14 protein-coding genes are annotated in these 16,706 nt (G+C 61.6%); 9 read left to right on the top strand and 5 right to left on the bottom strand.

Going from position 1 to position 16,706, the window contains the following annotated elements:
* Positions 1-99 precede the first annotated feature (99 nt).
* The 3 genes from HU736_RS21625 to HU736_RS21615 all read left to right on the top strand — a co-directional run bounded on the left by HU736_RS21625 (position 100) and on the right by HU736_RS21615 (position 2,774).
* The gene (locus tag HU736_RS21625; protein ID WP_181088832.1) at positions 100-1,419 is read left to right on the top strand and encodes an MFS transporter; all 1,320 of its coding nucleotides are present in this window, start codon (positions 100-102) and stop codon (positions 1,417-1,419) included.
* Between the two features lie 309 nt (positions 1,420-1,728).
* A complete protein-coding gene (locus HU736_RS21620) occupies positions 1,729-2,055 on the top strand; it encodes a hypothetical protein (protein WP_186700829.1) in 327 nt (108 codons plus the stop codon).
* A 107-nt stretch (positions 2,056-2,162) separates the two neighbouring features.
* Positions 2,163-2,774 (top strand): flavin reductase family protein, encoded by a 612-nt coding sequence (locus HU736_RS21615; RefSeq protein WP_101321922.1) that lies wholly within the window; start codon positions 2,163-2,165, stop codon positions 2,772-2,774.
* Here HU736_RS21615 and HU736_RS21610 read toward each other — a convergent pair whose 3' ends face one another.
* The gene (locus HU736_RS21610; RefSeq protein ID WP_103438422.1) at positions 2,775-3,008 is read right to left on the bottom strand and encodes a hypothetical protein; all 234 of its coding nucleotides are present in this window, start codon (positions 3,006-3,008) and stop codon (positions 2,775-2,777) included.
* Positions 3,009-3,050: 42 nt separating this feature from the next.
* On the bottom strand, positions 3,051-3,347 hold the full coding sequence (locus HU736_RS21605) for an antibiotic biosynthesis monooxygenase family protein (RefSeq protein WP_101321924.1): 297 nt from the start codon (positions 3,345-3,347) through the stop codon (positions 3,051-3,053).
* A 202-nt stretch (positions 3,348-3,549) separates the two neighbouring features.
* On the opposite strand from HU736_RS21605, the gene HU736_RS21600 reads away from it, so the two are divergent.
* The gene (locus tag HU736_RS21600; RefSeq protein WP_186700831.1) at positions 3,550-4,461 is read left to right on the top strand and encodes an AraC family transcriptional regulator; all 912 of its coding nucleotides are present in this window, start codon (positions 3,550-3,552) and stop codon (positions 4,459-4,461) included.
* A 12-nt stretch (positions 4,462-4,473) separates the two neighbouring features.
* On the opposite strand, the gene HU736_RS21595 is transcribed toward HU736_RS21600, so the two are convergent.
* Positions 4,474-6,111: a 5-guanidino-2-oxopentanoate decarboxylase gene (locus HU736_RS21595; protein WP_186700833.1), complete on the bottom strand. Its 1,638-nt coding sequence runs from the start codon at positions 6,109-6,111 to the stop codon at positions 4,474-4,476.
* 113 nt (positions 6,112-6,224) lie between these two features.
* Between HU736_RS21595 and HU736_RS21590 the strand changes: the two genes are divergently transcribed.
* Entirely contained in the window at positions 6,225-7,097 is an 873-nt protein-coding gene (locus tag HU736_RS21590; RefSeq protein ID WP_186700835.1) for a LysR substrate-binding domain-containing protein, read from the top strand.
* A 6-nt stretch (positions 7,098-7,103) separates the two neighbouring features.
* Here the strand turns inward: HU736_RS21590 and HU736_RS21585 are convergent, their stop codons facing one another.
* Positions 7,104-7,973, bottom strand: coding sequence for an isocitrate lyase/PEP mutase family protein (locus HU736_RS21585; RefSeq protein WP_101321928.1), 870 nt, complete (start codon positions 7,971-7,973; stop codon positions 7,104-7,106).
* A gap of 368 nt (positions 7,974-8,341) precedes the next feature.
* On the opposite strand from HU736_RS21585, the gene HU736_RS21580 reads away from it, so the two are divergent.
* Positions 8,342-9,793 carry an MDR family MFS transporter gene (locus HU736_RS21580; RefSeq protein WP_186700837.1) on the top strand — a complete coding sequence of 484 codons (1,452 nt, stop codon included), beginning with the start codon at positions 8,342-8,344 and terminating at the stop codon, positions 9,791-9,793.
* Positions 9,794-9,863: 70 nt separating this feature from the next.
* On the opposite strand, the gene HU736_RS21575 is transcribed toward HU736_RS21580, so the two are convergent.
* Entirely contained in the window at positions 9,864-10,496 is a 633-nt protein-coding gene (locus HU736_RS21575) for a TetR family transcriptional regulator (protein WP_101321929.1), read from the bottom strand.
* A 257-nt stretch (positions 10,497-10,753) separates the two neighbouring features.
* Here HU736_RS21575 and HU736_RS21570 point away from each other — a divergent pair, with 257 nt between their 5' ends.
* From HU736_RS21570 to HU736_RS21560, 3 genes are read left to right on the top strand one after another with little or no spacing between them, the layout of a single operon-like run.
* On the top strand, positions 10,754-11,908 hold the full coding sequence (locus tag HU736_RS21570) for an efflux RND transporter periplasmic adaptor subunit (protein WP_103438428.1): 1,155 nt from the start codon (positions 10,754-10,756) through the stop codon (positions 11,906-11,908).
* A gap of 3 nt (positions 11,909-11,911) precedes the next feature.
* Positions 11,912-15,064, top strand: a complete 3,153-nt coding sequence (ttgB, locus tag HU736_RS21565) for a multidrug efflux RND transporter permease subunit TtgB (RefSeq protein WP_186700847.1) — start codon at positions 11,912-11,914, stop codon at positions 15,062-15,064.
* Positions 15,061-16,515 carry an AdeC/AdeK/OprM family multidrug efflux complex outer membrane factor gene (locus tag HU736_RS21560; RefSeq protein ID WP_101321932.1) on the top strand — a complete coding sequence of 485 codons (1,455 nt, stop codon included), beginning with the start codon at positions 15,061-15,063 and terminating at the stop codon, positions 16,513-16,515. The genes ttgB and HU736_RS21560 overlap by 4 nt, the downstream gene beginning before the upstream one ends.
* Positions 16,516-16,706: the final 191 nt, after the last annotated feature.

The following is a 16,706-nucleotide window of genomic DNA, read 5'->3' as shown; positions in this document are numbered from 1 at the left end:
AAAGCAGCCCCAGAATTCTAACTGGCACACCTCCTGCACTACCCCTTCTCAAGCAGCGCTCCGGCGTGCTCCACAAAAACAACGAGAAGGTTACCTCCGATGGATAACGCCACCTCCCTGCCAACCGGGGCGGCCACAGCGCCGGCCGCCGAAAAAACCACCGCCAGCCGCCTCAAGTCGATCTTCAGCGGGTCGATCGGCAACATGGTCGAGTGGTATGACTGGTACGTATACGCCGCATTCTCGCTGTACTTCGCCAAGGCCTTCTTCCCTGCCGGCGACACCACTGCACAATTGCTCAATACCGCTGCGATCTTCGCCGTGGGCTTCCTCATGCGCCCGATCGGCGGCTGGTTGATGGGCATCTACGCCGACCGCAAGGGCCGCAAGGCGGCGCTGATGGCGTCGGTACTGCTGATGTGCGCAGGTTCGCTGGTGATTGCGCTGACCCCAGGTTATGAAACCATCGGCGTCGCGGCCCCCATCCTGTTGGTTCTTGCACGTTTGCTGCAGGGCCTGTCGGTAGGCGGTGAATACGGCACCTCCGCTACCTACCTTAGCGAAATGGCCAGCAAGGAGCGTCGTGGCTTCTTCTCCAGCTTCCAGTACGTGACGTTGATTTCCGGCCAGTTGATTGCCCTGGCGGTGTTGATCGTTCTGCAGCAGACCCTGACCACCGAGCAACTGTACTCGTGGGGCTGGCGTGTGCCGTTCGTGATCGGCGCGCTGTGTGCAGTGGTTGCGCTGTACCTGCGTCGCGGTATGGAAGAAACCGCGTCGTTCACCAAGAAAGAGAAGTCCAAAGAAAGCCTGATGCGCACCCTGATGCGCCATCCCAAGGAGCTGCTTACCGTGGTTGGCCTGACCATGGGCGGCACCCTGGCCTTCTACACCTACACCACCTACATGCAGAAGTACCTGGTCAACACGGTGGGCATGAGCATCAGCGACTCGACCACCATCTCGGCCGCTACGTTGTTCCTGTTCATGTGCCTGCAACCCGTGATAGGCGGGCTGTCGGACAAGATCGGCCGACGCCCGATCCTGATCGCCTTCGGCGTACTGGGGACGATCTTCACGGTGCCGATTCTGACCACCCTGCACACCATCCAGACCTGGTGGGGCGCGTTCTTCCTGATCATGGCGGCGCTGATCATCGTCAGCGGCTACACCTCGATCAACGCGGTGGTCAAAGCCGAGTTGTTCCCGACCGAGATCCGTGCGCTGGGCGTTGGCCTGCCGTACGCGCTGACTGTATCGATCTTCGGCGGCACCGCTGAATACGTCGCCCTGTGGTTCAAGAGCGCCGGCATGGAAAGCGGCTACTACTGGTACGTCACCGCCTGCATCGCCTGCTCCTTGCTGGTGTACGCAACCATGAAAGACACCAAGACCCATTCGCGGATCACCACTGACTGATCCCGCAGCGGCAATCCAGAAAGGGCGCACCGGTAATCGGTGTGCCCTTTTTCATTTTCACCGTTCAATGTCTTCGCGCCAGTTTCAGCCTGTTAATTCCTCATTAATCTCAGACACCTAGTCTGCACAAGCTGACCAATCACTCAAACCTGCCACGGGCACAAGCCTGCAAGCGGTGCCAATCGCATAGATATACATCGATTAATACGATTCGAATGTGCATATTTTTGCGCTTTTTAATCAAATTAACCGGAGTAGCATTTGATTCATGGAAACAAAACAACCTGAAACCTACCGGAGCAACCAGCCATGAAAAACAAACTGATTCTCGCCGTCGCCCTCTCCGTCCTGGCTACCGGCGCTTTCGCTGAAGATGGCTTCGACCGTACCAGTGCTCATTCCTTTGCTGCCGCCAGCGCTCAATCGGCAGCGTACGCAGAGGATGGTTTTGACCGCACCAACGGTGCACGCTTCGCAGAAGACGGCTTCGACCGCACCAACGGTGCACGCTTCGCAGAAGACGGCTTCGACCGCACCAACGGCGCACGCTTTGCAGAAGACGGCTTCGACCGCACCAACGGCGCACGCTTTGCAGAAGACGGCTTCGACAACACCAAAGGTCATCGCTTCAGCTAAGCCCTGCTGCGAGCACCCAGCCCGGCCTTGCCGGGCTTGATCATTTGCAGCAGCGCGCAGAACCGGCACACTAGGCATCTTGTCCATCCCAGAGCGGCCCTGATCAGATGTACTACTACGAACCTGCAAAAGGCCACGGCCTGCCCCACGATCCCTTCAACGCCATCGTCGGCCCGCGGCCGATTGGCTGGATCTCCTCGCACGACAGCGAGGGCCGGCTCAACCTGGCGCCCTACAGCTTCTTCAACGCCTTCAACTACATTCCGCCGATCATCGGCTTCTGCAGTGTTGGCCGCAAAGACAGCCTGAACAACATCGAACAGACCGGCGAATTCGTCTGGAACCTGGCCACCCGACCGTTGGCCGAGCAGATGAACCAGAGCTGCGCTGCGGTTGCAGCCGATGTCGACGAGTTTGTCCTGAGCGGGCTGACGCCGACGGCATCGCGCATCGTCGGTGTACCGCGAGTGGGCGAAAGCCCGGTGGCGTTCGAATGCAAGGTGAGCCAGATCATCCAGCTCAAGCGCGCCGATCAGGAACTGGTACCCAGCTGGCTGATCCTTGGCGAAGTGGTGGCTGTACACATCGCCGAGCACCTGCTCAAGGACGGCATCTACGACACGGCTGCCGGTGAGCCGATTCTGCGCGGTGGTGGCCCGCAGGATTACTTCGAGCTGGGCAATCTGTTCAAGATGGCGCGGCCGCGCAACGATGGCTGATCACCAGATCAGCTCGCCCTCTTCGTTCACGCCCTGCAAGCGTTCGAGCTCGGCGCAAGCGGCCTCATCGGCCGCGATTGCGCCCTTGAACAGCTGGCCATCAAGCACCTTGTGAAAACGCGGCGTACCCATCCCGGCGAGCGCCTTGACCGCAATGGCAGCGTGATAACCACCGCCCTCAACCGGGACCATCGCTGAAACCGCTTCAAACTGGGCAAATTCTCTACGTGCCATGCTGCGTTTCCTTGTCGAAAAGGCGGCATTGTAACCTGCTGATCACTCGCTGAAGGTATGCAGATCCAGGCTTGCCAGCACCTGCGCCTGCACCAGCTCGCCGAGCAGGTCGAGATTGGCCGAGGCGAAGTAGCCAGTCATTGCCTGCTGATCGTGCCAACTGCCGCTGAGCAGCCACAGGTCGTCATCGGCCTGCGATCGCTGCACGCTGAAGCTCAGGCAGCCGGGCATGCGCAGCGACGGTTCGAGCAGGTCCCGCAGACGCGCGCCGAGCTCGGACGAGCGGCCGTTGCTGGCACGGATAAAAGCCAAATGGGTGACCGGTTGACGTGGTGTCATGAATGCGCTCCTTGAAACAGGCCAGACGGAAGATCCAGGCAACCAAGGTTATGCTCCGCTTGACCTGCACCGTTAGGTCATTACTGCGAGCCGCTTGCCTGATCCTGCGCCGCGGCAGGATCAGGCAAGCGACCGACAGCATTCGACTAGCACCCGAGCTTGCCCAAACCTATCCTGCTCCCCTCAGCAGAGGAAACCCGTCATGACCACCCCATCGCCACTGGACCCCATACTTGAAGCCCTCCGCGAGGAACTCGCCGGGTTGATCCTGCGCCATGCCGGAGGCGGGCCGTCGGCGATCGACGCGCTATACCTCAGTCGTTACGAGGAAAACCTGCGCGCAATGCCGACCCTGGCGCAGCCTGCATTGTGCATTCTGGCCCAAGGTAGCAAGACGCTGTTTCTGGGTGATGAAAGCTACACCTACGACCCACTGCATTACATGGTGGTGTCGGTAACCCTGCCAATCACCGGCGCCAGCCTGGATGCCAGCCCGGACAATCCTTGCCTGGGCCTGCGCCTGGACCTGGACCCTGCCGAGATCAGCCAGTTGATTGCCGAGAGCGGGCCGATGCTGGTGCCCAGCCAACCGTCGGGCCGTGGCCTGTTCGTCGAGCGCAGCGATGGCGAGCTGCTCGATGCCCTGCTGCGGCTGGTACGGCTGCTCGATTCACCACGCGATATTCCAGTACTGGCGCCGCTGGTGCGGCGCGAGCTGCTGTATCGAGTACTGCGCGGCCCGCAGGGCTATCGGCTGTATGAAATCGCCCTGTCCAACAGCCAGACCCATCGCGTGTGCCAGGCCATCGCCTGGCTCAACCGGCATTATCAACAGCCGCTGCGTATCGACGAGCTGGCCCGCGAGGTCAACCTGAGCACCTCGACACTGCACCACCGCTTCAAGGCCGTGACCTCGATGAGCCCGCTGCAATATCAAAAACAGCTGCGCCTGCAGGAGGCGCGCCGGCTGATGCTCAATGATGGTGTCGAGGCGGCGGTGGCGGGCTACCGTGTCGGCTATGAAAGCCCGTCGCAGTTCAGCCGCGAATATAGCCGGCTGTATGGTGCGCCGCCGATTCGCGATGTCGCCCGGTTACGCGCCAGCGCCAGCTGAGCACTGCCCGAATCAATCGTGCACGGCCTGCTGCCACTGCGCCTGATCGACCTGCAGCAGCGTGGGCTTGTTGCGTTCGACGGCGCGGGCCAACGCCGCCTGCAACTGCGCGACGTCGTTGACCTGCTCGGCGGCCGCGCCCAGGCCCTGCGCCACGGCGATGAAGTCTGGGGTATGGATATCTACCCCGACCGGTTTGATATCGCGGTTGAGCATGTACTTCTTGATCTCTTCATAGCCATGGTTATTCCACAGCAGGACAATCAGCGGCACCTGCGCCTCCACCGCGCTGGCCAGTTCAGGCAGGGTGAACTGCAGGCCACCATCGCCAATCAAGCAGACCACTGGCGCGCGTTGCTTGATCGCCGCCGAGCTGCCCAGCCAGGCCCCCATCGCTGCTGGCAACGCATATCCAAGCGTGCCGTAGCCGGTCGAGGCATTGAACCAGCGGCGCGGCGCAGGCATGTCCAGAGTCAGATTACCGGTGTAGACCGGCTGGGTTGAGTCACCGACCAGCACCACCTCTGGCAGCGTCTGCAACAATGTCTTGAGCAAGCGGGTCTGGCTCAAGCTGGGCTGATCCCAGCTGGCCGCCAGGGCCTGGCGCAGTCGCGCGGCCCGAGCGGTGCCCCAACTGGCTTGACGCTGCGGTGCTGGCTGCTGCTGCACTGCAGCCAGCAAGGCCTGCGCGGCCTGCTCGGCATCGGCCACCAAGGCAAGCTCCGGCAAATAGTTGCGCACAGTCTGGTCCGGATCGATGTCGATCCGCAGCAGGCTGCCGGGAATCTTGAAACCACCCTGGAAGGTCACGTCGTAGTCGGTTTCTGCCAGCTCAGTGCCAATCGCCAGCACAACATCGGCTTCGCCGATCAGTTCGCGGGTAACGGGCAGCGACTGGGTCGAACCAATCTGCAAGGGATGGTCTGCAGGCATTAGACCTTTGGCATTGATGGTCAAAGCTACCGGCGCCTGCAAATGCTCCGCCAGTGCGGCCAAGGCCGCGCCGGCTGCGAGCGCACCGCCACCGGCAAGGATCAATGGCCGTTGCGCCTGGGCCAGACGTGTTGCCATCTGCACAACGGTGGTCGGCGCCGCTGCTGCGCGGCTGACCCGGATCGGTCGGCCTGGCAACAAATGATCGGCCGGCTCGACCAGCACATCCAGCGGGATCTCGATATGCACAGGCCGTGGCCGGGCGCCATCGAACACGGCGAACGCCCGCGCCAGCACATGCGGCAAGTCATCGGCGCTCATCAGGGTTTGCGAAAATGCGCTGACTCCAGCCACCAGCCCGCGCTGATCGGGCAACTCGTGCAGCTTGCCGCGCCCGCCGCCCAGGGCATTGCGCGACTGCACACTGGAAATCACCAGCATCGGAATCGAGTCGGCAAATGCCTGGCCCATGGCGGTGGTGATGTTGGTCATGCCTGGGCCAGTGATGATGAAGCACACCCCAGGCACGCCGCGCGTGCGTGCATAACCGTCGGCCATGAACCCGGCGCCTTGCTCATGGCGCGGGGTGATGTGGCGAATCGTGGAGCCCGCCAGGCCGCGGTAAAGCTCGACGGTATGCACGCCGGGGATGCCGAAGGCATGGTCGACGCCATAGCCTTCGAGGAGTTTGACCAGCACTTCGCCACAGGTTGCCATCGTCCGATACCCGTTGTTGTTCAAATAATGAGCGTATTGAAACCGCGGGGCCGCTATCGTCACAATGCAAAAAAACACATACTAGCCATGACCTCAGAACATGGCTGCACACGATGAATCGACTCCCTCCCCTGTCAGCCCTGCAGACTTTTCTGATCACCGCGCAGCATTGCAACTTCACCCACGCCGGCCAGCAGTTGAATATCAGTCAAGGCGCGGTGAGTCGGCAGATCGCCGGGCTCGAGGCGCATTTGGGCTATGCCTTGTTCGTTCGTCAGGCACGCGGCCTGCGCCTGACACGCGAGGGTCAGGACTGGTTGCCGCGGGTACAGCAGATGTTCGCGATGCTCGAACAGGGGGTGCGCGAAGTCGCCGTGCGCAGTGCAGTGCTGCAGATCAAGGCGCCGACCTGTGTAATGCGCTGGCTGTTGCCACGCTTGATCGAGTGGCAGGCGCTGCGCCCGGACATCCCGGTCGAAGTCACCAGTTCGGTCCAGCACGGGGTCGACTTTCAGCATGAGGAGTTCGATGCTGCGGTGCTCTACGGACCTGCACCCGAGCCTGGCCCGCACACGCGAAAACTGTTTGATGAGCAGCTTACGCCGGTCTGCGCGCCTTCGCTGTTGAACGGTAATTTGCCCCTACAGCAACTTGCCGACCTGCCTGCACACATGCTGCTGCACCCGTCCCGCGACGAACACGACTGGCGCCTGTGGTTAGCGACGGCAGGCTCGACCGAGGTGCATCGCCGACGCCAGCATTTCGAGACGCTGGACATGGCCGTGGCGATGGCTGCGCAAGGTACCGGGGTGGCGATTGGCGACTGGGCATTGATTGCCGATGATCTGCGCGAAGGGCGCTTGTGCATGCCGTTTGACCTGAAGGTGAGCACCGGCAGCAGCTATTATCTGACCAGCCCGGACAGGCCAATGCCTGCGGGACTGATCGAGTTGCTAAAGTGGCTGCAAACACGCGCCAGGCAATAGCCGCGGTTACTCCTCGACGCTCATGTATTCCTTGGCCCAGCGGATGTAGTCCTCCGGCTGGGTATAGGTGTGCGAGAGCTCGGTAGCGCTGAGGTTTTCCGACTTGTTCTGCTGGCCACGCTGCAGGCGCAGGCAATCGTAGGTGGCCTTGATCGCAGCAAAGTAGGCGGCATGGCCATCGACCACGATGCGCACGCCCAAGCGCGCCAGACGCTCGTCATCGCCCAGGTTCGGGTTGCCGTAAGTCACCAGCATCAACGGCACGCTGAGGTGCTCGGAGATCTGCTCGAGGTGGTCGAAGTCCTTGACCCCGACCATGCAGATCGCGTCGGCACCGGCCTTCTGGTAGCTCTGGGTACGGACAATGATCTCTTCGGTGCTGAGTACGCCGGCGTTGGTCCGCGCGATGATCGACAGCGACGAATCGACCCGGGCTTCGAGGGCCGCGCGGATCTTGCCGACGCCTTCGTCGACCGAGATCAGGTCGGTGGACTTGCGCCCGAACTGAGCCGGCAGCAGCGTGTCTTCAATGGTCAATGCCGCCACGCCGGCGCGCTCGAGTTCGATCACGGTGCGCATGACGTTGAGGGCATTGCCATAACCATGGTCGGCGTCGGCCATGACCGGCAGTTGCGCAACGCGGCCGATGCGGGTGGCTTGTTCGACGAACTCGCTCAGGGTGATCAAGGCAAAGTCAGGCGCAGCCAGCACCTGCAGGGAGGCGACCGAACCACCGAGAATACCCACCTCAAAGCCCAGGTCTGCCGCGATGCGCGCCGACATGGGGTCAAACACGGAAGCTGTGTGGAAGCACGAACCGGAAGCGAGCAGCTCGCGGAAGGCAAAACGTAAATCCTGGTGGGAAGCCCTGGGCATGATCACTCCGCAATAAACTTGTAATTGAACTGGCTGAAAACCGACCCTTGAATGTGGGGTCTACCTGACCCGTTCCAACCGTCGCCATCTGGGCGGTCATGCTCGACATGCAGGCAGAGGAATAAAAGGCGTGGGCTACAGCGGCGCGGAATACTGCGACCATTTGCTGCACCATGCTGGTGCAAAGCCCCGTAATCAGCCACTGCGGCTCCGCCACGATATCACGCAGCCACTTCGGTTCGGTCGAAAGCGCGTATGCCGATCGTGCATAGGTGATGCACATACTGGATAGGAAGCTACCTAAGTCAGGTTACACTTGGCTTGCGCCTGATGGCCCTGACCTGGACATTTTCATACAAGGTATGACCGTGACTGCCGCACTCCCTCCTGCTGCCCTTCGCCGCGTGCTGACCGCCCTGATGCTGGCGATCTTTCTTGGTGCCCTCGACCAGACCATCATTGCCGTGTCGCTGCCGGCGATCTCGGCGCAGTTCAATGAAGTCGAGCTGCTGGCCTGGGTGATTGCCGGGTATATGGTAGCGATGACGGTTGCGGTGCCGATCTACGGCAAGCTGGGTGACCTGTACGGGCGCCGAAGGATGATCCTCACCGGCACCGCGCTGTTCACCCTGGCCTCGGTGTTCTGTGCACTCGCGCAGAATATCGAGCAGTTGATCCTGGCCAGGGTGCTGCAGGGCATCGGCGCCGGCGGCATGGTCTCGGTAAGCCAGGCGATCATTGGTGATTACGTGGCACCGCGCGATCGCGGCAAGTATCAAGGTTATTTCAGCAGCATGTACGCCCTGGCCAGCGTGGCCGGGCCGGTCCTTGGCGGCGGCTTGACCGCTTACTTGTCGTGGCACTGGGTGTTCTGGATCAATCTGCCGCTGGGGCTGCTGGCGCTGTGGGTCATCGGTCGAGCGCTGAACGGCATGCCGAGCCGCCATCGCGCGGCGAAGGTGGATTATCTGGGGGCACTGCTGCTGATCGTCGGCCTGGGCAGCCTGCTGCTGGGCATCACCCTGATCGGCCAAGGGCATGCCTGGCTGTCGACGCCGGTAGTGGCTTTGTTCGGCTGCGCCATCCTGGGTCTGCTGCTGTTGATCGTTCAGGAACGCCGCTGCGCCGAGCCGCTGCTGCCGCTCAAGCTGTTCGGAAACCGCGTCGCGCTGGCCAGTTGGGGGGTAATCTTTTTTGCCAGCTTCCAGTCGATCTCGCTGACCATGCTGATGCCGCTGCGCTTTCAGAGCATTACCGGCGCCAGCGCCGACAGCGCTGCGCTACACCTCCTGCCGCTGGCTATCGGCCTGCCGCTGGGGGCATTTTGCGGCGGTCGGCTGACCAGCCGTACTGGTCGCTACAAGCCGCAGATCCTCGCCGGCGCCGTGTTGATGCCTATGGCAATCCTGGTAATGGCGCTGACTCCACCTGACTCAGCGCTGCTCAGTGCGCTGGCAATGCTCCTGGTCGGGGTTGCTGGCGGCCTGCAGTTTCCGACGTCGCTGGTGGCCAGCCAGAGTGCAGTGCAGGCACAGGATATCGGCGTGGTGACCAGCACTACCAACCTGTTCCGCTCGTTGGGCGGCGCGGTGGGTGTGGCGTGCATGTCCAGCGTGCTGCTGGCATTGCTGCATATGGGTGGGATTGAGTTGCTGGGCAATCCATTGCTGGCGAATGTGCAGACGGGAGCGGCCGACCCGCTGCACCAGGCGCAGCTGCTGCAGACCTTCAGCTATCTGCTGATGGGCAGTGCCGCCGTTGCGCTGCTGGGTCTGATTGCCGCAGTGGCATTGCCCGACCGACAACTGCGCGGGCATTGAACCCGCGCGCGGCTGTTAATCGCCGGTTAATCCGTGCCTCACAAGCTCGCGCACAATCCTTCACAAAGTCTTATTTGCGCAAGGCCGGGCTCAGGCGCAGCATGTCCAGGCCCGTGTCCACCCAGCGTTCGGCATTGCCCAGCAGATCGAAGCTGTCTGGCAGCAACAACCAGCGGCCGATCAGACCGTCGATGTAGGCAAAAATCGCTACCGCAGCATGGTCGACCAACAGGTCGGCAGGCAACTGTTCGCGACGTACTGCATTGCCCAGCGCCAGCACGATGCTTTGATGGCAATCGGCGATGGCGCCCTGGCGCTGCTGGCGGATCTCACACATTTCATCGGTGAACTCGCACTTGTGATGCAGGATTTCATTGATACGCCGGGTTCGCGCGTCCAACACCAGGTCGTTGAGCACCTGCAACAGCAGTGTGCGCATGCAACCGAGTGGGTCGAGCTCATCCTCACTCTCGCTGGCACGGGCCAGGTGATCGTGGCTCTCATGCACACTGTCGAGCAGCGCCTGGACCAGCTCAGCCTTGTTGCTGAAATGCCAGTAGATCGCCCCACGAGTGACCCCCGCCTGCTGCGCAATATCAGCCAGGGTAGTGCGCGCAACCCCGCGTTTATAGAAAGCTCGCTCCGCAGCCGCAACGATCTGGGCGCGGGTTTCCTGGGCTTCCTCTTTGGTTCGACGGACCATGGCAGCTCAACCTCATCAAGATCCCAGCGCATGATCTGCGCTCGGGTGGCCTGCGTGGAACACCTCTAGATGGGCGCTTCTCAACACAATTCTGTATCTGCGCCGTGGCAACAGACCGCTACAAATGACTATTTACAAACAACCATGAATGTAAGTATATTCGTTAGTAAGCTACTTATCCAGCCGAATGATTTATTCTGACAAGACTCTTCCATTACTCTTGAGCATCTCCCAGCTCTAGCGACCCGAGGATCCTCATGCAATTCAAGCCAGCTGTCACAGCCCTGGTTTCCGCCGTCGCCCTGGCAACCCTGCTCAGTGGCTGCAAGAAAGAAGAAGCCGCGCCTGCACCGCAGGCTCCTCAGGTCGGCGTTGTAACCCTGCAACCGCAAGCCTTCACCCTGACCTCGGAACTGCCGGGGCGCACCACTGCCTTCCGCGTTGCCGAAGTGCGCCCGCAGGTCAATGGCATTATCCTCAAGCGCCTGTTCAAAGAAGGCAGCGACGTCAAGGAAGGCCAGCAGCTCTATCAGATCGACCCTTCTGTTTACGAAGCGACCCTGGCCAACGCCCAGGCCAACGTGCAAGCGACCCGCTCGCTGGCCGATCGCTACAAGCAGCTGATCGATGAGCAGGCCGTATCCAAGCAGGAATACGACGATGCCAATGCCAAACGATTGCAGGCTGAAGCAACGCTCAAGAGTGCTCAGATCGACCTGCGCTACACCAAGGTGCTGGCGCCGATCAGCGGCCGTATCGGTCGCTCGGCGTTCACCGAAGGTGCTTTGGTGAGCAACGGCCAGGCCGACGCCATGGCCACTATTCAACAGCTTGATCCGGTCTACGTCGACGTCACCCAGTCCACTGCAGAGCTGCTCAAGCTGCGCCGCGAGCTGGCCAGTGGGCAACTACAGAAATCTGGTGAGAATGCTGCTCAGGTCGAGCTTATTCTGGAAGATGGCAGCACCTTCGCGCAAAAGGGCCGCCTGGAATTCTCCGAGGTATCGGTCGACGAAACCACCGGTTCGGTGGTCCTGCGGGCGGTGTTCCCCAACCCCGACCATACCCTGCTGCCGGGCATGTTCGTCCACGCCCGCCTGCAGTCTGGGGTCGCCGCCAATGCCATCCTGGCGCCGCAGCAAGGCGTCACCCGCGACCTGAAAGGCACGCCTACGGCACTGGTCGTGAACAAGGACAACAAGGTCGAACTGCGCGAGCTCAAGGCCAGCCGCACCTTGGGCAGCGACTGGCTGATCGAGGAAGGCCTCAACCCGGGCGACCGCCTGATCACCGAAGGCCTGCAGTATGTGCGCCCTGGCGTCGAGGTCAAGGTCAGCGAAGCGACCAACGTCAAGTCTGCGGCTAACCCCAACCAGGCCAACGCGGCGAAAGCTGACGCCAAAGCGGAGTAAACCATGTCGAAGTTCTTTATCGATCGCCCGATCTTCGCATGGGTGATTGCCCTGGTGATCATGCTGGTCGGCGCCTTGTCGATCCTCAAGCTGCCGATCAACCAGTACCCAAGCATTGCCCCGCCTGCCATCGCGATTGCCGTGAGCTACCCGGGCGCCTCGGCGCAAACCGTGCAGGACACCGTGGTCCAGGTGATCGAGCAGCAGCTCAACGGTATCGACAACCTGCGCTATGTGCAGTCGGAGAGCAACTCCGACGGCAGCATGACCATTACCGCCACCTTCGAGCAGGGCACCAACGCTGATACCGCGCAGGTGCAGGTGCAGAACAAGCTCAACCTGGCCACCCCGCTGCTGCCGCAAGAAGTGCAGCAACAGGGTATCCGTGTTACCAAGGCAGTGAAGAACTTCCTGATGGTGATCGGCTTGGTGTCCGAGGACGGCAGCATGACCAAGGATGACTTGGCCAACTACATCGTCTCGAACATGCAGGATCCGGTTTCGCGCACCGCGGGTGTGGGTGACTTCCAGGTGTTCGGCGCTCAGTACGCCATGCGTATCTGGCTCGATCCGGCCAAGCTGAACAAATTCCAGCTGACCCCGGTCGACGTGCGCACCGCAGTCTCCGCGCAGAACGTGCAGGTTTCCAGCGGTCAGCTGGGCGGCCTGCCAGCACTGCCGGGCACTCAGCTCAACGCCACCATCATCGGCAAGACCCGCCTGCAGACTGCCGAGCAGTTCGAGAAGATCCTGCTCAAGGTCAACAAGGACGGTTCCCAGGTGCGCCTGGGCGATGTCGCCAAGGTCGGTCTGGGCGGCGAGAACTATTCGGTAAGCGCCCAGTTCAACGGCAAGCCGGCTTCGGGCCTGGCGGTCAAACTGGCCACCGGCGCCAACGCCCTGGATACCGCCACGGCGCTGCGCAAGACCATCAGCGACCTCGAGCCGTTTTTCCCGCCTGGGATGAAAGCGGTGTTCCCGTATGACACCACGCCGGTGGTGACCGAGTCGATCAGCGGGGTTATCCACACTCTGATCGAAGCGGTGGTGCTGGTGTTCCTGGTGATGTACCTGTTCCTGCAGAACTTCCGCGCCACAGTGATCACCACCATGACGGTGCCGGTGGTATTGCTCGGCACCTTCGGCATCCTTGCCGCAGCCGGCTTCAGCATCAACACCCTGACCATGTTCGCCATGGTTCTGGCCATCGGCTTGCTGGTGGACGACGCCATCGTTGTGGTGGAGAACGTCGAGCGGGTGATGTCCGAAGAGGGACTACCGCCCAACGAGGCGACCAAACGTTCGATGGAGCAGATCCAGGGTGCGCTGGTCGGTATTGCCCTGGTGCTGTCGGCGGTACTGCTGCCAATGGCCTTCTTCGGCGGCTCGACCGGTGTGATCTACAGGCAGTTCTCGATCACCATCGTCTCGGCCATGGGCCTGTCGGTACTGGTCGCGTTGATCTTCACCCCGGCCCTGTGCGCCACCATGCTCAAGCCGGTGAAAAAGGGCGAACACCATGTCGCCAAGCGTGGCTTCTTCGGCTGGTTCAACCGCAACTTCGACCGCAGTGTGCAGGGCTACGAGCGTAGCGTCGGCACCATTCTGCGCAACAAGGCGCCATTCCTGCTCGCTTACGCCCTGATCATCGTCGGCATGATCTACCTGTTCATGCGCATCCCGACGGCGTTCCTGCCTGAAGAAGACCAGGGCGTATTGTTTGCCCAGGTACAAACCCCGGCCGGTTCCAGTGCCGAGCGCACCCAGGCCGTCGTTGACCAGATGCGTGAGTACCTGCTCAAGGACGAGGCCGACACCGTGTCGTCGGTATTCACCGTTACCGGCTTCAACTTCGCCGGCCGTGGGCAGAGCTCGGGTATGGCCTTCATCATGCTCAAACCATGGGGTGAGCGTACGGCTGAAAACAGCGTGTTCGGCCTCGCTGGCCGGGCTCAGCAGCACTTCTTCACCTTCCGTGATGCGATGGTGTTTGCCTTTGCCCCGCCTGCGGTACTGGAGCTGGGTAACGCCACCGGCTTTGACGTGTTCCTGCAGGACCGTGCCGGTCTTGGCCACGAAAAACTCATGGAAGCGCGCAACCAGTTCCTGGCCAAGGCGGCGCAGAGCAAGGTCCTCACTCAGGTGCGCCCTAACGGCCTGAACGATGAGCCGCAGTATCAGCTGATTGTCGATGACGAGCGCGCCAGCGCGTTGGGCGTGACCATCTCTGATATCAACAGCACCTTGTCGATCGCTCTGGGCGGCAGCTACGTCAACGACTTCATCGACCGCGGTCGGGTCAAGAAGGTCTACATTCAGGGCGACGCCAGTGCGCGGATGAACCCTGAAGACCTGAAGAAGTGGTATGTGCGCAACAGCCAGGGCGAGATGGTGCCGTTCTCTTCCTTCGCCACGGGTGAGTGGTCGTTCGGTTCGCCAAAACTGTCGCGTTACAACGGCGTGGAAGCGGTCGAAGTTCTGGGTGCACCGGCACCTGGCTACAGTACTGGTGAAGCCATGGCTGAGGTCGAGCGCATTGCCGGCGAACTGCCTACCGGCATTGGCTACTCGTGGACGGGTATGTCCTACGAGGAGAAACTCTCCGGTTCGCAGATGCCAGCCTTGTTCGCCCTGTCGCTGCTGTTCGTGTTCCTCTGCCTGGCAGCGTTGTACGAAAGCTGGTCGATCCCAATCGCGGTCGTGCTGGTAGTACCGCTGGGTATCATCGGTGCACTGGTTGCCACCAGCCTGCGCGGGTTGTCCAACGATGTGTACTTCCTGGTTGGCCTGTTGACCACCATTGGCCTGGCGGCGAAGAACGCGATCCTCATCGTCGAATTCGCCAAAGAGCTACATGAACAAGGCAAAAGCCTGTACGACGCGACCATCGAAGCGTGCCGCATGCGTCTGCGCCCGATCATCATGACCTCGCTGGCGTTCATCCTCGGCGTGGTACCGTTGACCATCGCCAGCGGCGCAGGCTCGGGTAGCCAGCACGCCATTGGTACCGGTGTGATCGGCGGCATGATCAGTGCGACCGTGCTGGCCATTTTCTGGGTACCGTTGTTCTTCGTCGCAGTGTCGTCGCTGTTCGGCAGCAAAAAGCCGGAAGCCGACGCCACCCCTGAAACTCCACGTATCGAGGCTGGGCAATGACCAAGTCTTTGCTGTCCCTGGCGGTCACCGCGCTGATTCTCAGCGGCTGCTCGCTGATTCCTGATTATGAAACCCCAGATGCTCCGGTGGCAGCGCAGTGGCCGCAAGGCCCTGCCTACTCGCCGACCGAATCGGCAGAAGTGGCGGCGGCCGAGCAAGGCTGGCGCCAGTTCTACACCGATCCGGCGCTGCAACAGCTGATCCAGACGTCGCTGGTGAACAACCGTGACCTGCGCGTTGCTGCGTTGAATATCGACGCCTACCGTGCGCAGTACCGCATCCAGCGTGCCGACTTGTTCCCGGCAGTGTCGGCGACTGGCAGCGGTAGCCGTCAGCGCGTCCCTGCCGACATGTCGCAAACCGGCCAAGCCGGCATTACCAGCCAGTACTCGGCCACCGTCGGCGTCAGCGCCTACGAGCTGGACCTGTTTGGTCGCGTGCGCAGCCTCAGCGAGCAGGCGTTGGAGACTTACCTCTCCAGCGAGCAGGCGCGGCGCTCGACGCAGATCGCGCTGGTCGCCAGCGTGGCCAATGCCTATTACACCTGGCAGGCCGATCAGGCGCTGCTGAAGCTGACCGAAGAAACCCTCAAGACCTACGACCAGAGCTTCAACCTGACCCGTCGCAGCAATGAGGTTGGCGTGGCTTCGGCGCTCGATCTGAGCCAGGCGCGCACTGCTGTAGAAGGCGCCCGGGTCAAGCTTGCGCAGTACCAACGCCTGGTCGCCCAGGACCTCAACAGCCTGACCGTGCTACTCGGTACCGGCATCCCAGCCAACCTGCCGACACCGCTCAAGCTCGACGCTGATCAGTTGGCCGAAGTGCCAGCGGGCCTGCCTTCCGATCTGCTGCAGCGCCGGCCGGACATCCAGGAAGCCGAGCATCTGCTCAAGGCGGCCAACGCCAATATCGGCGCCGCCCGTGCAGCGTTCTTCCCGAGCATCAGCCTGACCGCCAATGCCGGCACCCTCAGCCCGGACATGAGCGGGCTGTTCAGCGGTGGTTCGGGTACCTGGCTGTTCCAGCCACAGATCAACCTGCCGATCTTCAACGCCGGCAGCCTGCGCGCCAGCCTGGATTACTCGAAAATCCAGAAAGACATCAACATCGCGCGTTACGAAAAGACCATCCAGACCGCCTTCCAGGAAGTCTCGGATGGCCTGGCCGCACGCAAGACGTTTGAAGAGCAGTTGCAGGCGCAGCGCGATCTGGTTGCAGCCAACCAGGATTACTACCGCCTGGCCGAACGCCGCTACCGCATCGGGATCGACAGCAACCTGACCTTCCTCGATGCCCAACGCAACCTGTTCAGCGCCCAGCAGGCGTTGATCAGCGATCGGCTGTCGCAGCTGACCAGCGAGGTCAATCTGTACAAGGCACTGGGAGGCGGCTGGTACGAGCGCACCGGCGAGGCCAACCAGCAGGCGTCGCTGCAATCGCCTAAAGGCTGATCGCCAAGGCACTGCAACAAGCCCACCCTCGCGGTGGGCTTTTTTATGCGCGGACGCCACTGCGACGCGGTCCCCGTAGGAGCGCGTCGCTGTGGGAAAATTAACTAGCTGGAACATTCCGTTCGATAACCGCCCAATACCGGCCGCGACGAATTGCCCCGGCCCTGACATGCGCCGCAACATCTTTCCCG

Origin of the sequence: Pseudomonas shirazensis, assembly GCF_014268785.2 — a bacterium.
GTDB classification, from domain to species: domain Bacteria; phylum Pseudomonadota; class Gammaproteobacteria; order Pseudomonadales; family Pseudomonadaceae; genus Aquipseudomonas; species Aquipseudomonas shirazensis.
This window is presented reverse-complemented; position numbering and strand designations above follow the sequence as displayed.

Excerpts from the sequence above, each read along its gene's own strand:
- HU736_RS21625 (WP_181088832.1), top strand. The coding sequence starts at position 100 with ATGGATAACGCCACCTCCCTGCCAACCGGGGCGGCCACAGCGCCGGCC.
- HU736_RS21620 (WP_186700829.1), top strand. The coding sequence starts at position 1,729 with ATGAAAAACAAACTGATTCTCGCCGTCGCCCTCTCCGTCCTGGCTACC.
- HU736_RS21615 (WP_101321922.1), top strand. The coding sequence starts at position 2,163 with ATGTACTACTACGAACCTGCAAAAGGCCACGGCCTGCCCCACGATCCC.
- HU736_RS21610 (WP_103438422.1), bottom strand. The coding sequence starts at position 3,008 with ATGGCACGTAGAGAATTTGCCCAGTTTGAAGCGGTTTCAGCGATGGTC.
- HU736_RS21605 (WP_101321924.1), bottom strand. The coding sequence starts at position 3,347 with ATGACACCACGTCAACCGGTCACCCATTTGGCTTTTATCCGTGCCAGC.
- HU736_RS21600 (WP_186700831.1), top strand. The coding sequence starts at position 3,550 with ATGACCACCCCATCGCCACTGGACCCCATACTTGAAGCCCTCCGCGAG.
- HU736_RS21595 (WP_186700833.1), bottom strand. The coding sequence starts at position 6,111 with ATGGCAACCTGTGGCGAAGTGCTGGTCAAACTCCTCGAAGGCTATGGC.
- HU736_RS21590 (WP_186700835.1), top strand. The coding sequence starts at position 6,225 with ATGAATCGACTCCCTCCCCTGTCAGCCCTGCAGACTTTTCTGATCACC.
- HU736_RS21585 (WP_101321928.1), bottom strand. The coding sequence starts at position 7,973 with ATGCCCAGGGCTTCCCACCAGGATTTACGTTTTGCCTTCCGCGAGCTG.
- HU736_RS21575 (WP_101321929.1), bottom strand. The coding sequence starts at position 10,496 with ATGGTCCGTCGAACCAAAGAGGAAGCCCAGGAAACCCGCGCCCAGATC.
- HU736_RS21570 (WP_103438428.1), top strand. The coding sequence starts at position 10,754 with ATGCAATTCAAGCCAGCTGTCACAGCCCTGGTTTCCGCCGTCGCCCTG.
- ttgB (WP_186700847.1), top strand. The coding sequence starts at position 11,912 with ATGTCGAAGTTCTTTATCGATCGCCCGATCTTCGCATGGGTGATTGCC.
- HU736_RS21560 (WP_101321932.1), top strand. The coding sequence starts at position 15,061 with ATGACCAAGTCTTTGCTGTCCCTGGCGGTCACCGCGCTGATTCTCAGC.